The sequence below is a fragment of the Pseudomonas sp. MN1F genome (genome assembly GCF_009391885.1).
GTDB lineage: Bacteria > Pseudomonadota > Gammaproteobacteria > Pseudomonadales > Pseudomonadaceae > Aquipseudomonas.
In genome coordinates this window covers 1-15,664 of sequence record NZ_VZII01000075.1, presented here as the reverse complement: position 1 = coordinate 15,664, position 15,664 = coordinate 1, and the positions used below count along the sequence as shown (strand labels likewise).

The following is a 15,664-nucleotide window of genomic DNA, read 5'->3' as shown; positions in this document are numbered from 1 at the left end:
CGACGGCCGAACCGAAAACTTCGGAGCAGACGCGAGTCAGAGCTGCGGTCAGAGTGGTCTTACCGTGGTCAACGTGGCCGATGGTGCCGACGTTAACGTGGGGAAGGGAACGATCAAATTTTTCTTTAGCCACGACAGTGAACTCCTAGCCTAAAGGGGCTGAATCAGCCTTGTTTTTTAATGAGAGCTTCGACGATGTTCGACGGAGCTTCAGCGTATTTCGAGAATTCCATGGAGTAGCTTGCGCGACCCTGAGACATGGAACGAACGTCGGTTGCGTAACCGAACATCTCTCCCAGCGGTACCTCAGCAGTGATTACCTTGCCGGACACCGAGTCTTCATTACCCTGGATCATCCCACGACGACGGCTCAGGTCACCCATCACGTCACCCAGGTAATCTTCCGGGGTTACAACTTCGACCTTCATGATCGGCTCAAGCACCACGCCACCGCCCTTCTGGGCCAGTTGCTTGGTCGCCATCGAAGCGGCGATCTTGAACGCCATTTCGTTGGAGTCGACGTCGTGGTACGAACCGTCGAATACCGTAGCCTTCAGGCCGAGCAGCGGATAACCGGCAACAACGCCGTTCTTCATCTGCTCTTCGATACCCTTCTGGATCGGGGCGATGAATTCCTTAGGAATCACACCACCAACGACTTCGTTGGTGAACACCAGACCTTCGGTGATGTTGCCCTTCTCGTCGACGTCTGGCTCCGAGAAACGGATCCAGCAGTGACCGAACTGACCACGACCACCCGACTGACGAACGAACTTACCTTCGATTTCGACGTTGGACTTGGTGATCTTCTCGCGGTACGAAACCTGCGGCTTGCCGACGTTGCACTCGACGTTGAACTCGCGCTTCATGCGGTCAACGAGAATGTCCAGGTGCAGCTCACCCATACCGGAGATGATGGTCTGGCCGGTTTCTTCGTCGGTCTTGACGCGGAACGACGGGTCTTCCTGGGCCAGCTTGCCCAGTGCGATACCCATCTTCTCCTGGTCAGCCTTGGTCTTCGGCTCTACGGAGAGCGAAATCACCGGCTCAGGGAAGTCCATACGCTCAAGGATGATCGGCTTGTCGGCGTTGCACAGGGTGTCACCGGTGGTGACGTCCTTCATGCCGATCAGAGCAGCGATGTCGCCTGCACGTACTTCCTTGATCTCTTCACGCTGGTTGGCGTGCATCTGAACCATACGACCAACGCGCTCTTTCTTGCCCTTGACCGAGTTGATGACGGAGTCACCGGAGGTCAGGAAGCCCGAGTAAACGCGAACGAAGGTCAGAGTACCAACGAACGGGTCGGTGGCGATCTTGAACGCCAGGGCCGAGAACGGCTCGTTGTCGTCAGCAGGACGCTCGTCGTACTGCTCTGGCGTGACTTCGTCCTTCGGCACGTCGATCAGATCAGGGTGGATACCCTTGATCGCAGGGATCTCGGTTGGCGCAGGCAGGAAATCAATAACGGCGTCGAGAACCAGGGGAACGCCCTTGTTCTTGAACGAGGAACCGCAGACAGCAGGAACGATCTCGCTCGCCAGGGTACGGGCGCGCAGACCAGCCTTGATTTCTTCGACGGACAGGTCACCTTCTTCAAGGTACTTGTTCATCAGCTCTTCGTTGGCCTCGGCAGCAGCCTCGACCATGTTGCTGCGCCATTCGTTGGCCAGGTCCACCAGCTCAGCAGGAATCTCTTCCTCGCGGTAGGTAGTACCTTTGTCGTCGTCGTTCCAGTAGATGGCTTTCATCTTGATCAGGTCAACCTGACCCTGGAAGTCGTCTTCTGCACCGATAGCCAGCTGGACCGGAACCGGGGTGTGACCCAGGCGGTTCTTGATCTGGCCGATAACGCGCAGGAAGTTGGCACCAGCACGGTCCATCTTGTTCACGTAAACAACACGTGGAACACCGTACTTGTTGGCCTGACGCCATACGGTTTCGGACTGCGGCTCAACGCCGGAGGTACCGCAGAACACAACGACCGCGCCGTCGAGTACACGCAGCGAACGCTCTACTTCAATGGTGAAGTCAACGTGGCCGGGGGTATCGATGACGTTTACGCGGTAGTTGTCGTACTGACCACGGGAACCTTTCCAGAAGGTGGTAACGGCAGCGGAGGTAATGGTGATACCGCGCTCCTGCTCCTGCACCATCCAGTCGGTGGTCGCGGCGCCGTCATGCACCTCGCCCATCTTGTGGCTCAGACCTGTGTAGAACAGGATCCGCTCGGTAGTGGTAGTCTTGCCCGCGTCAACGTGGGCACAGATACCGATGTTACGGTAGCGGTTAATTGCTGTAGTACGAGCCATAAAGCCCTCGCAAAATGATTGATGCTTGAATTAGAAGCGGTAGTGCGAGAACGCTTTGTTGGCTTCAGCCATACGGTGCACGTCTTCACGCTTCTTGACTGCAGCACCTTTGCCTTCGGCAGCATCCAGCAGTTCGCCGGCCAGGCGCAGAGCCATCGACTTCTCGCCGCGCTTGCGGGCGTAGTCTACGAGCCAGCGCATTGCCAGAGCGTTACGACGGGATGGACGAACTTCAACCGGAACCTGGTAAGTGGCACCGCCTACACGGCGGGACTTAACTTCGACCAGCGGAGCGATGGCGTCGAGAGCTTTCTCGAAGATTTCCAGGGGGTCGCTGTTCTTGCGTGCTTTGACGGTATCCAGGGCACCGTAAACGATGCGCTCGGCTACGGCCTTCTTGCCGCTTTCCATCACGTGGTTCATGAACTTGGCGAGGATCTGGGATCCGTACTTCGGATCGTCAAGGATCTCACGTTTTGCTGCTACACGACGTCTTGGCATGATAAGCCCTCAAACGGTCTTCAGGTTAGCCCGGGACGTGGGTCTTCGACCCCTGCCCGACCTTACTCTTATCGACTCAAAAAAATGGATGTCTGCAAACGGCCGATTACTTCGGACGCTTGGTACCGTATTTCGAACGACCCTGGTTACGGCCTTTAACGCCCGAAGTATCCAGAGAGCCGCGAACGGTGTGGTAACGAACACCTGGCAAGTCTTTTACACGGCCGCCACGAATCAGGACGACGCTGTGCTCTTGCAGGTTGTGGCCTTCACCACCGATGTACGAGGAAACCTCGAAACCGTTGGTCAGACGCACACGGCATACTTTACGCAGTGCCGAGTTAGGTTTTTTCGGCGTGGTGGTGTACACACGGGTGCACACGCCACGACGCTGCGGGCAGTTCTGCAGCGCAGGAACGTCGGACTTCTCGACCGAACGCTTGCGCGGCTGACGTACCAGCTGGTTGATAGTTGCCATCTACTAGCTCCACTGATTGTCTTGCGACTCTATTGTCTTGCAAGAAAGCCAAAAATTGGCGAGACGGAGCCTCACCAAATTTAAGGGTACAAAAGTCTACGGAGGATCTTGCACCCAGTCAAGACGAGGCCCCGGCCCTCCTCGCCCGATCATCGGCAACATTTCATGTCGCCGAGGGTCGTTCGAGGCTTGCCGGGGCCCTGCCCTGTACTTAGTTACCGCTGGAATTCAGCGCTTCGGTCAGTGCGGCTTCCACCTCACTGGCACTTACGCGCAGCGGTTTGTCGGCATCACGGCGACGCTTGCGCTCGCTGTGGTAGGCCAGACCGGTACCAGCCGGGATCAGACGACCCACGACCACGTTCTCTTTCAGGCCGCGCAGGTAGTCGCGCTTGCCGGTTACCGCCGCTTCGGTCAGTACGCGGGTGGTTTCCTGGAAGGAAGCCGCGGAGATGAACGACTCGGTCGACAGCGAGGCCTTGGTGATACCCAGCAGCACGCGAGTGAACTTGGAGATGAACTTGTCTTCCCCAGCCAGGCGCTCGTTTTCCATCAGCACCTGGGTCAGTTCCATCTGGTCGCCCTTGATGAAGCTGGAATCACCCGACTCGGCGATCTCGACCTTGCGCAGCATCTGACGCAGGATGGTCTCGATGTGCTTGTCGTTGATCTTAACGCCTTGCAGACGGTAAACGTCCTGGATCTCGTTGACGATGTACTTCGCCAGCGCGCTCACACCCAGCAGACGCAGGATGTCGTGCGGATCGCTCGGGCCGTCGGAGATAACTTCGCCGCGGTTTACCTGTTCGCCTTCGAAGACGTTCAGGTGGCGCCACTTCGGAATCAGCTCTTCGTACGGATCACTGCCGTCGGTCGGAGTGATGACCAGACGACGCTTGCCCTTGGTCTCTTTACCGAACGCGATGGTGCCGCTGACTTCAGCCAGAATCGAGGCTTCTTTCGGACGGCGCGCTTCGAACAGGTCGGCAACGCGTGGCAGACCACCGGTGATGTCACGGGTCTTCGACGTTTCTTGCGGGATACGCGCGATAACGTCACCAACACCGATCTGTGCACCGTCAGCTACACCAACCAAGGCGTTAGCTGGCAGGAAGTACTGGGCAGGTACGTCGGTACCTGGCAGGTACAGGTCCTTGCCAGCAGCGTCGACCATCTTGATTGCCGGACGGATTTCCTTGCCTGCGGCAGGGCGATCCTTGACGTCCAGTACTTCAATGTTGGTCAAGCCGGTCAGTTCATCGGTCTGACGCTTGATGGTGATGTTTTCTTCCATGCCCACGAAGGTCACGGTACCTTTCAGCTCGGTAACGATCGGGTGGGTGTGCGGGTCCCACTTGGCGACGATGGCGCCAGCTTCGACCTTGTCACCTTCCTTGACCGAAATCACCGCACCGTAAGGCAGCTTGTAACGCTCACGCTCACGACCGAATTCGTCGGCAATGGCCAGCTCGCCCGAACGGGATACGGCAACCAGATTACCGTCGGCACGCTCAACCTGTTTCAGGTTGTGCAGACGCACCATACCGCCGTTCTTCACCTGGACGCTGTCGGCAGCCGAAGTACGGCTTGCAGCACCACCGATGTGGAACGTACGCATGGTCAGCTGGGTACCCGGTTCACCGATCGACTGTGCAGCGATAACGCCGACAGCTTCACCGATGTTCACCTGGTGACCGCGAGCCAGGTCGCGACCGTAGCACTTGGCGCAGATACCGAAGCGGGTTTCGCAGTTGATCGGCGAACGCACGATCACTTCGTCGATGCTGTTCAGCTCGATGAACTCAACCCACTGCTCGTCGACCAGGGTACCGGCCGGAACGATGACGTCCTCGGTGCCTGGCTTGAACACGTCACGGGCGATTACACGGCCCAGTACACGTTCACCCAGCGGCTCTACAACGTCGCCGCCTTCGATGTGCGGAGTCATCAGCAGGCCCTGGTCGGTGCCGCAGTCGATCTCGGTCACGACCAAGTCTTGTGCAACGTCTACCAGACGACGAGTCAGGTAACCGGAGTTCGCAGTCTTCAGTGCGGTATCCGCCAGACCCTTACGAGCACCGTGGGTCGAGATGAAGTACTGGAGTACGCTCAGACCTTCACGGAAGTTCGCGGTGATCGGCGTCTCGATGATCGAGCCGTCCGGCTTGGCCATCAGGCCACGCATACCGGCCAGCTGACGGATCTGGGCTGCGGAACCCCGCGCACCCGAGTCAGCCATCATGTACATCGAGTTGAAGGACTCTTGGTCGACTTCGTTGCCTTCGCGGTCGATGACCTTCTCTTTCGAGAGGTTGGCCATCATCGCCTTGGACACTTCGTCGTTCGCCTTCGACCACAAGTCGATGACCTTGTTGTACTTCTCGCCCTGGGTTACCAGGCCGGAGGCGTACTGGCTCTCGATTTCCTTCACTTCGTCGGTAGCGTTACCGATGATGCGGGCCTTCTCGTCCGGGATAACGAAGTCGTTAACACCGATGGAAACGCCGGAAATGGTCGAGTAAGCGAAGCCGGTGTACATCAGCTGGTCAGCGAAGATAACGGTCTCTTTCAGACCAACCACGCGGTAGCACTGGTTGATCAGCTTGGAGATCGCCTTCTTCTTCATCGGCTGGTTCACCACGTCGTACGGCAGGCCTGCCGGTACAACCTGGAACAGCAGCGCACGGCCGACGGTGGTGTCGACGATACGGGTGTTCTTGGTGATGCTGCCATCACGGTCTTTCACGGTTTCGTTGATACGAACCTTGATTTTCGCGTGCAGGGCAGCTTCGCCGGCGCGGAATACGCGGTCGACTTCCTGCAGGTCAGCGAACACGCGACCTTCGCCCTTGGCGTTGATGGCTTCACGGGTCATGTAGTACAGACCCAGTACAACGTCCTGCGACGGAACGATGATTGGCTCACCGTTGGCTGGCGACAGAATGTTGTTGGTCGACATCATCAGCGCGCGCGCTTCGAGCTGGGCTTCCAGGGTCAGCGGCACGTGAACGGCCATCTGGTCACCGTCGAAGTCGGCGTTGTACGCGGCACAGACCAGCGGGTGCAGCTGGATAGCCTTACCTTCGATCAGAACCGGTTCAAAGGCCTGGATACCCAGACGGTGCAGGGTCGGCGCACGGTTGAGCAGTACGGGGTGTTCGCGGATCACCTCGGCGAGCACGTCCCACACCTCAGGCAGCTCGCGCTCGACCATCTTCTTGGCAGCCTTGATGGTGGTCGCCAGACCACGCATTTCCAGCTTGCCGAAAATGAACGGCTTGAACAGCTCAAGGGCCATCTTCTTCGGCAGACCGCACTGGTGCAGACGCAGGGTCGGGCCTACGGTAATCACCGAACGGCCGGAGTAGTCCACACGCTTACCGAGCAAGTTCTGACGGAAGCGACCTTGCTTACCTTTGATCATGTCGGCCAGGGACTTCAGCGGACGCTTGTTCGAGCCAGTGATGGCGCGACCGCGACGGCCGTTGTCCAGCAGGGCGTCGACCGCTTCCTGCAGCATGCGCTTTTCGTTGCGCACGATGATGTCCGGCGCCGACAGATCAAGCAGGCGCTTCAGACGGTTGTTACGGTTGATCACCCGACGATACAGGTCGTTCAGGTCGGAAGTCGCGAAGCGGCCACCATCCAGCGGTACCAGCGGACGCAGGTCCGGCGGCAGCACTGGCAGGACGGTCAGGACCATCCACTCAGGCAGGTTGCCCGAGCCCTGGAAAGCTTCCATCAGCTTCAGGCGCTTGGACAGCTTCTTGATCTTGGTTTCCGAGTTGGTCTGCGGAATCTCTTCGCGCAGGCGACCGATCTCGTGCTCCAGGTCGATAGCGTGCAGCAGCTCGCGGACAGCCTCGGCACCCATGCGGGCATCGAAGTCGTCACCGAACTCTTCCAGCGCTTCGAAATACTGCTCGTCATTCAGCAGCTGACCCTTCTCGAGGGTGGTCATGCCCGGATCGATAACGACATAGCTCTCGAAGTAGAGCACGCGCTCGATATCACGCAGGGTCATGTCCATCAGCAGGCCGATACGGGACGGCAGCGACTTCAGGAACCAGATGTGGGCAACCGGCGAGGCCAGTTCGATGTGCGCCATGCGCTCACGACGAACCTTGGCCAGGGCAACTTCAACGCCGCACTTCTCGCAGATCACACCGCGGTGCTTGAGGCGCTTGTACTTGCCGCACAGGCACTCGTAGTCCTTGACTGGGCCAAAGATCTTGGCGCAGAACAGGCCGTCACGCTCAGGCTTGAACGTACGGTAGTTGATGGTTTCCGGCTTCTTAACTTCACCGAACGACCACGAACGGATCATTTCAGGCGACGCCAGACCGATGCGGATGGCGTCGAACTCTTCGACTTGACCCTGGTTTTTCAGCAAATTCAGTAGGTCTTTCAAGGCCTTTCCTCCTGGCGGAGCAGGGAGCGGGCATTACCTGCCCCACTCCCCTTCGCGTCACGTGTTATTCGGTTTCCAGATCGATATCGATACCGAGCGAACGGATCTCTTTGATCAACACGTTGAAGGACTCGGGCATGCCCGGCTCCATACGGTGATCGCCATCCACGATGTTCTTGTACATCTTGGTACGGCCGTTCACGTCGTCCGACTTCACTGTGAGCATTTCTTGCAGGGTGTATGCCGCGCCGTATGCTTCCAGCGCCCACACTTCCATCTCCCCGAAACGCTGACCACCGAACTGCGCCTTACCGCCCAGCGGCTGCTGGGTGACCAGGCTGTAGGAACCAGTGGAACGCGCGTGCATCTTGTCGTCCACCAAGTGGTTCAGCTTGAGCATGTACATGTAACCAACGGTCACAGGACGCTCGAACTTGTTGCCGGTACGGCCGTCGAACAGCACCATCTGGCCGCTTTCTGGCAGGTCTGCCAGTTTCAGCATGGCCTTGATCTCACGCTCCTTGGCACCGTCGAAGACCGGGGTGGCCATTGGCACGCCTTTCTTCAGGTTGTTCGCCAGGGCGAGGATCTCTTCGTCGGTGAACTCTTCCAGGTTCTCCTGACGACCACCGATCTCGTTGTAGATCTCGGTGAGGAAGGTGCGCAGTTCAGCGGCTTTACGCTGCTCTTCGATCATGCGGTCGATCTTCTCGCCCAGACCTTTGGCCGCGAGGCCCAGGTGGGTTTCGAGGATCTGACCGACGTTCATACGCGAAGGTACGCCCAGCGGGTTCAGTACGACGTCGACCGGAGTACCGTTGGCGTCGTGGGGCATGTCTTCTACCGGCATGATCACCGAGACGACACCCTTGTTACCGTGACGACCGGCCATCTTGTCACCCGGCTGGATGCGACGGCGGATTGCCAGGTAGACCTTGACGATCTTCAGTACGCCTGGAGCCAGGTCATCGCCCTGCTGCAGCTTGCGCTTCTTGTCTTCGAACTTGTCGTCCAGCAGACGGCGGCGGTCGACAATGTACTGCTGAGCCTTTTCCAGCTGCTCGTTCAGTGCATCTTCGGCCATGCGCAGTTTGAACCACTGGCCGTGCTCCAGACCGTCCAGCACTTCGTCAGTGATCACGGTGCCTTTCTTCAGGCCCGCGCCACCGTCGACCACCTGGCCGTTCAGGGCAGCACGCAGACGCTCGAAGGTTGCACCTTCGACGATGCGGAACTCTTCGTTGAGGTCCTTGCGGATCTCGTCCAGCTGCATCTTCTCGATGGACAGGGCGCGGCTGTCGCGCTCTACGCCATCACGGGTGAAGACCTGTACGTCAATGACGGTACCCTTGGTGCCGGTCGGCACGCGCAGGGAGGTGTCCTTAACGTCGCTGGCCTTCTCACCGAAGATTGCGCGCAGCAGTTTTTCTTCCGGAGTCAGCTGGGTTTCGCCTTTTGGCGTGACCTTGCCGACCAGGATGTCGCCAGCGCCGACTTCAGCACCTACGTAGACGATACCGGCTTCGTCCAGCTTGTTCAGTGCGGCTTCACCCACGTTCGGGATGTCCGCAGTGATTTCCTCTGGGCCAAGCTTGGTGTCACGCGCCACACAGGTCAGTTCCTGGATGTGGATGGTGGTGAAGCGGTCTTCCTGAACCACACGCTCGGACAGGCAGATGGAGTCTTCGAAGTTGAAGCCGTTCCACGCCATGAACGCGATGCGCATGTTCTGACCCAGTGCCAGTTCACCCATGTCGGTGGACGGGCCGTCGGCCATGATGTCGCTGCGCTGAACCTTGTCACCCTTGCTCACCAGCGGACGCTGGTTGATGCAGGTGTTCTGGTTAGAACGGGTGTACTTGGTCAGGTTGTAGATATCTACACCGGCTTCACCGGTCTCGACTTCGTCGTCATTGACGCGAACGACGATACGGCTGGCGTCGACCGAGTCGATCACACCACCGCGGCGAGCAACCACGCAAACACCGGAGTCACGGGCAACGTTGCGCTCCATGCCGGTACCTACCAGCGGCTTGTCGGCACGCAGGGTTGGTACAGCCTGACGCTGCATGTTCGAACCCATCAACGCACGGTTGGCGTCGTCGTGCTCGAGGAACGGAATCAGCGACGCCGCAACAGAAACAACCTGCTTCGGCGAAACGTCCATCAGGGTGACGTCTTCCGGCGCCTTGACGGTGAATTCGTTCAGGTGACGAACCGCTACCAGTTCATCGATCAGCTGCTTCTTCTCGTTCATCGCGGCCGAAGCCTGAGCGATCACGTGATCCGCTTCTTCGATGGCCGACAGGAACACGATGTCATCGCTGACCACGCCTTCCTTCACCACGCGGTACGGGCTTTCCAGGAAGCCGTACTGGTTGGTGCGGGCATAGGCTGCCAGGGAGTTGATCAGACCGATGTTCGGACCTTCAGGGGTCTCGATCGGGCACACGCGGCCGTAGTGGGTCGGGTGTACGTCACGGACTTCGAAGCCTGCGCGCTCACGGGTCAGACCGCCAGGGCCGAGTGCGGAAACGCGGCGCTTGTGGGTGATCTCGGAGAGCGGGTTGTTCTGGTCCATGAACTGCGAGAGCTGGCTGGAACCGAAGAACTCTTTCACCGCCGCCGCTACCGGCTTGGCGTTGATCAGGTCTTGCGGCATCAGGCCTTCGCTTTCGGCCATCGACAGACGTTCCTTGACCGCACGCTCAACACGCACCAGGCCAACGCGGAACTGGTTTTCGGCCATCTCGCCGACGCAACGAACGCGACGGTTACCCAGGTGGTCGATGTCGTCGACGATGCCTTTGCCGTTACGGATATCAACCAGGGTCTTCAGAACCTCGACGATATCTTCCTTGCTCAGCACGCCCGAACCTTCGATCTCGGTACGACCGATACGACGGTTGAACTTCATGCGGCCAACGGCGGACAGGTCGTAACGCTCGGCGCTGAAGAACAGGTTGTTGAACAGGGTCTCGGCAGCATCCTTGGTCGGCGGCTCGCCTGGACGCATCATGCGATAGATCTCGACCAGGGCTTCCAGCTGGTTGCTGGTGGTGTCGATCTTCAGGGTATCCGAGATGAACGGACCGCAGTCGATGTCGTTGGTGTACAGGGTCTCGATGCGGACAACCTGAGCCTTGGCGATCTTGATCAGCAGATCGGTAGTCAGCTCGGTGTTGCACTCGGCCAGGATTTCGCCGGTGGCCGGGTGAACGATGGCCTTGGCGGTGGTGCGACCGAGGACGTATTCCATCGGCACGTCCAGCTGGCTGACACCAGCCTTCTCGAGCTGATTGACGTGACGCGCAGTAATACGGCGGCCCTGCTCGACAATCACCTTGCCGCTTTCGTCATGGATGTCCATGACCGCGACTTCACCACGCAGACGCTGAGGCACCAGTTCCAGGCTGAGTTTTTCGCCGGAAATATGGAATACGTTGGTGGTGTAGAAGGTGTTGAGCACTTCTTCCGTGCTGTAACCCAGCGCGCGCAGCAGCACCGAGGCCGGCAGCTTGCGGCGACGGTCGATACGCACGAACACGCAGTCTTTCGGGTCGAACTCGAAGTCCAGCCACGAACCGCGGTAAGGGATGATACGAGCGGAGTACAGCAGCTTGCCGGAGCTGTGCGTCTTGCCACGGTCGTGGTCGAAGAACACACCAGGCGAACGGTGCAGCTGGGAAACGATTACTCGTTCGGTACCGTTGATAACGAAGGTACCGTTCTCAGTCATCAGTGGGATTTCACCCATGTAGACTTCTTGCTCTTTGATGTCCTTGATCGCTTTGTTCGACGATTCCTTGTCGAAGATGATCAGGCGCACCTTGACCCGCAGTGGGACCGCGAAGGTCACGCCACGCAGGACACATTCCTTCACATCGAAGGCGGGATCGCCCAGGCGGTAGCCTACGTACTCCAGGGCAGCATTGCCGGAGTAGCTGATGATCGGGAATACCGACTTGAAGGCCGCGTGCAGGCCGACGTCACGGAACTGATCCTTGGATGCTCCCGCTTGCAGGAATTCGCGATACGAATCCAGCTGGATGGCCAGAAGATATGGCACATCCATGACGTCCGGCAACTTGCTAAAGTCCTTGCGGATACGTTTTTTCTCAGTGTATGAGTAAGCCATCAGCGTTCCCCAGCTTGGTCACCTGCTTGTTTGGCTTCTCCCGGCGGGAGCAGCCAGAAAATCGTGCAAACCCCTTGGTTTGCGCACCCACATGGGTGTCTTGCAGCGTGTTATCGGGGCCGGCTTGACCAGCCACCAATAACGGAAAAAGGCCGGTGGCATAAGCCACCAGCCATCAGCCTTTCGCTCAACGCTCGGGCTGGCATCGCAAAGTCGAAATTACTTCAGCTCGACTTTAGCGCCTGCTTCTTCCAGCTTCTTCTTAGCGTCTTCAGCGGCTTCTTTCGAAACGCCTTCAGCTACAACCTGAGGAGCGCCATCGACTTTCTCTTTGGCTTCTTTCAGGCCCAGACCGGTCAGTTCGCGAACGGCTTTGATCACGTTCACTTTCTTGTCGCCGGCTTCAACCAGAACAACGTTGAACTCGGTCTGCTCTTCAACAACGGCAGCAGCAGCAGCTGGGCCAGCAGCGGCAACAGCAGCGGTAACGCCGAAGGTTTCTTCCATAGCTTTGATCAGCTCAACAACTTCCAGAACGGTTTTCTGGCCGATTGCTTCGATGATTTGTTCGTTAGTCAGAGACATGACTTAAATCCTGTATTGGGGTGACAGCCTACGCAGCCATCAAATTAAACGTATGATTTTGAAAGAATTCGCGTGCCTTAGGCAGCGGTAGCTTCTTTCTGGTCGCGAATGGCTGCCAGAGTACGAGCCAGCTTGCTGGTGGCGCCTTGAATAACGCTCATCAGTCGTGCAATAGCTTCGTCGCGGGTCGGCAGGGTAGCCAACACGTCGATCTGGTTCGCTGCAATGAAATTGCCGTCAAACGCAGCTGCCTTGATCTCGAACTTGTCGTGACCCTTGGCGAACTCTTTGAACAGACGAGCAGCAGCGCCCGGGTGTTCGTTGGAGAAAGCAATCAGGGTCGGGCCTTTGAACGCGTCGTTGAGGATCGAAAATTCGGTGCCTTCAACAGCGCGCTTGAGCAGGGTGTTACGTACGACACGTACGTATACGCCTGCTTCGCGGGCCTCTTTACGGAGTCCGGTCATTGCGCTTACAGTCACACCACGGGCATCGGCCACGACAGCGGACAGAGCGACTTTGGCAGCCTCGTTGACTTCAGCGACGATGGCCTTCTTGTCTTCGAGTTTAATTGCCACGGGTTTACTCCTGGTTTTTACCGTTTCATCTGGCCGAAGCCGGATGTCGTTTTGGTGTCTGATTCGGTAAACGAATCGGGAGCACCATCTGCGTGGGCTGGAGTTTTAAGGCTTGCGCCGCCTACGGTCTTGGATAGCCCCCGCCAGGCAGGGACCCCAATTTTTGCAGGTGGCGCGACAGGTCGCGCCACCAAGTTCTTACACGTTCAGCGAGCTCTGATCGATGATCAGACCTGGGCCCATGGTGGTGCTCAGGGTAACGCGCTTGACGTAGATACCTTTCGAAGAAGCCGGCTTGATACGCTTCAGATCAGCGATCAGGGCCTCAACGTTTTCCTTCAGCTTGTCAGCTTCGAAGCCGATTTTGCCAACGGACGTGTGGATGATACCGTTTTTGTCGGTACGGTAGCGAACCTGACCAGCCTTGGCGTTTTTCACGGCAGTGGCTACGTCTGGAGTCACGGTACCAACTTTCGGGTTAGGCATCAGGCCGCGAGGACCCAGAACCTGACCCAGCTGACCCACAACGCGCATGGCATCAGGCGATGCGATGACGACGTCATAGTTCAGGTCGCCGCCTTTCATTTCGGCAGCCAGATCGTCCATACCTACGCGGTCAGCGCCGGCAGCCAGAGCGGCTTCAGCAGCTGGACCCTGGGTGAAGACAGCAACACGTACGGTCTTGCCAGTGCCGTGTGGCAGCACGGTAGCGCTACGAACGACCTGGTCGGATTTACGCGGGTCAACACCGAGGTTAACGGCGATGTCGTAGGATTCTACGAATTTGGCAGCCGGCAGCGAAGCGAGCAGGGTTGCGGCTTCTTCGAAGTTGTAGGCCTTGCCTGCTTCGATTTTCTCGGCGATTGCCTTTTGGCGCTTGGTCAGCTTAGCCATTACACACCCTCCACGTTCAGGCCCATGCTGCGGGCAGAGCCAGCGATGGTGCGTACAGCTGCGTCCAGGTCAGCGGCGGTCAGATCAGCCTGTTTAGCTTTGGCGATATCTTCCAGCTGAGCACGGGTAACGGTACCGACTTTAACGGTGTTCGGGCGAGCCGAACCACTGGTCAGGCCAGCAGCTTTCTTCAGCAGAACCGAGGCAGGGGTGCTCTTGGTCTCGAAGGTGAAGCTACGGTCGCTGTAGACAGTGATGATCACTGGAGTCGGCAGGCCGGCTTCTTGACCCTGAGTACGGGCGTTGAAGGCCTTGCAGAACTCCATGATGTTCACACCGTGTTGGCCCAGAGCTGGACCGACGGGTGGGCTTGGGTTGGCCTGGCCGGCCTTAACTTGCAGCTTGATGTAAGCCTGAATCTTCTTAGCCATGAGCTACTCCAAAATCGGGTACGAACGCCTATTGGCTCCCCGGATGACTTGCGTTTTATCCCAGTGACGACAAAACCCCGCAGCACACATGGCTGCGGGGTATGGGATGCTTCGTCCGCCTAGACCTTTTCGACCTGGCTGAACTCGAGCTCCACCGGAGTAGAGCGACCGAAAATGAGCACTGCAACCTGAAGGCGGCTCTTTTCGTAGTTAACCTCTTCGACACTACCATTGAAGTCAGCGAACGGACCGTCAATGACTCGAACCACTTCACCCGGCTCGAACAGCGTCTTCGGCTTCGGCTTGTCACTACCGTCGGCAACGCGACGCAGGATAGCCTCAGCTTCTTTATCGGTAATCGGAGCAGGTTTGTCTGCAGTACCACCGATAAAGCCCATCACACGAGGGGTGTCCTTGACCAAGTGCCAAGTCCCTTCGTTCATCTCCATCTGGACCAGTACATAGCCAGGGAAGAATTTGCGCTCACTCTTGCGCTTCTGGCCGTTGCGCATTTCAACGACTTCTTCGGTCGGGACCAGAATCTCGCCGAAACCGTCTTCCATGCCAGCCAGCTTCACACGCTCGATCAGGGAGCGCATTACATGCTTCTCGTAACCCGAGTAAGCATGCACAACATACCAACGCTTAGCCACGGGACACCTTTAGCCAACGATCAGGGAGACCGCCCAGCCGAGCAGGGAATCAAGACCCCACAGCAGCAGTGCCATAACCAGCACGACAGCCACGACAATCAGCGTGGTCTGGGTGGTTTCCTGGCGGGTCGGCCACACGACTTTACGGATCTCGGTACGAGCTTCCTTCGCCAACGCAAAGAACGACTTACCCTTCGCAGTCTGCAGAGCTACAAAGCCTGCGCCAGCAGCCAGGGCGAGAAGTGCAAGGACGCGGTACAGGATCGGAGAGGCGGAGTAATACTGATTACCCACAACGCCAACAACCACCAAAGCCACTACAGCCAGCCACTTGAACAGATCAAAACGCGATTCTTGGGCTTCAGTTTTGGGGGTCATCGAGGAGGATCCTGTAAGAAGAAAGCCATCACACCGAGGTGAAATGGCAGGTCAGGAGGGAATCGAACCCCCAACCTACGGTTTTGGAGACCGTCGCTCTGCCAATTGAGCTACTGACCTGTAACGCTGTATCAGGCCGGCCATTATACCGGCCTGATCAAGTAAATCAACTACTTATTCAATAATTTTTGCTACGACGCCGGCGCCGACGGTACGACCGCCCTCACGGATAGCGAAGCGCAGACCGTCTTCCATTGCGATGGTCTTGATCAGGGTAACAGTCATCTGAATGTTGTCACCTGGCA

12 protein-coding genes, 1 tRNA gene and 1 pseudogene are annotated in these 15,664 nt (G+C 57.9%); all 14 read right to left on the bottom strand.

Going from position 1 to position 15,664, the window contains the following annotated elements:
• Nucleotides 1–133 (bottom strand): GTP-binding protein (locus F6X59_RS28030; protein WP_256671882.1); only part of this gene is annotated, 133 nt, incomplete at its 3' end.
• Between the two features lie 31 nt (nt 134–164).
• Nucleotides 165–2,312: an elongation factor G gene (gene fusA, locus F6X59_RS28025; RefSeq protein ID WP_152959302.1), complete on the bottom strand. Its 2,148-nt coding sequence runs from the start codon at nt 2,310–2,312 to the stop codon at nt 165–167.
• Nucleotides 2,313–2,342: 30 nt separating this feature from the next.
• Nucleotides 2,343–2,813 carry a 30S ribosomal protein S7 gene (gene rpsG / locus F6X59_RS28020; RefSeq protein WP_003246741.1) on the bottom strand — a complete coding sequence of 157 codons (471 nt, stop codon included), beginning with the start codon at nt 2,811–2,813 and terminating at the stop codon, nt 2,343–2,345.
• Nucleotides 2,814–2,919: 106 nt separating this feature from the next.
• Complete coding sequence (rpsL, locus tag F6X59_RS28015; RefSeq protein ID WP_003255492.1) at nt 2,920–3,291, bottom strand: 30S ribosomal protein S12; 372 nt, start codon at nt 3,289–3,291, stop codon at nt 2,920–2,922.
• A 211-nt stretch (nt 3,292–3,502) separates the two neighbouring features.
• Nucleotides 3,503–7,702, bottom strand: coding sequence for a DNA-directed RNA polymerase subunit beta' (rpoC, locus tag F6X59_RS28010; RefSeq protein WP_152959301.1), 4,200 nt, complete (start codon nt 7,700–7,702; stop codon nt 3,503–3,505).
• Nucleotides 7,703–7,766: 64 nt separating this feature from the next.
• On the bottom strand, nt 7,767–11,840 hold the full coding sequence (gene rpoB, locus F6X59_RS28005; protein ID WP_152959300.1) for a DNA-directed RNA polymerase subunit beta: 4,074 nt from the start codon (nt 11,838–11,840) through the stop codon (nt 7,767–7,769).
• Between the two features lie 219 nt (nt 11,841–12,059).
• Entirely contained in the window at nt 12,060–12,425 is a 366-nt protein-coding gene (gene rplL, locus F6X59_RS28000; protein ID WP_003255496.1) for a 50S ribosomal protein L7/L12, read from the bottom strand.
• 77 nt (nt 12,426–12,502) lie between these two features.
• Complete coding sequence (gene rplJ, locus F6X59_RS27995; protein WP_346654217.1) at nt 12,503–13,003, bottom strand: 50S ribosomal protein L10; 501 nt, start codon at nt 13,001–13,003, stop codon at nt 12,503–12,505.
• Nucleotides 13,004–13,201: 198 nt separating this feature from the next.
• Nucleotides 13,202–13,897: a 50S ribosomal protein L1 gene (gene rplA, locus F6X59_RS27990; RefSeq protein ID WP_054893557.1), complete on the bottom strand. Its 696-nt coding sequence runs from the start codon at nt 13,895–13,897 to the stop codon at nt 13,202–13,204.
• A complete protein-coding gene (gene rplK / locus F6X59_RS27985; protein ID WP_003255500.1) occupies nt 13,897–14,328 on the bottom strand; it encodes a 50S ribosomal protein L11 in 432 nt (143 codons plus the stop codon). The genes rplA and rplK overlap by 1 nt, the downstream gene beginning before the upstream one ends.
• A 119-nt stretch (nt 14,329–14,447) precedes the next feature.
• Entirely contained in the window at nt 14,448–14,981 is a 534-nt protein-coding gene (nusG, locus tag F6X59_RS27980; RefSeq protein ID WP_003255501.1) for a transcription termination/antitermination protein NusG, read from the bottom strand.
• A 9-nt stretch (nt 14,982–14,990) separates the two neighbouring features.
• A complete protein-coding gene (secE, locus tag F6X59_RS27975; protein WP_152959299.1) occupies nt 14,991–15,359 on the bottom strand; it encodes a preprotein translocase subunit SecE in 369 nt (122 codons plus the stop codon).
• Nucleotides 15,360–15,403: 44 nt separating this feature from the next.
• Nucleotides 15,404–15,479: transfer RNA gene (locus tag F6X59_RS27970), tRNA-Trp, on the bottom strand.
• A gap of 54 nt (nt 15,480–15,533) precedes the next feature.
• A pseudogene (locus tag F6X59_RS27965) lies at nt 15,534–15,664 on the bottom strand (elongation factor Tu); the annotation flags it as partial.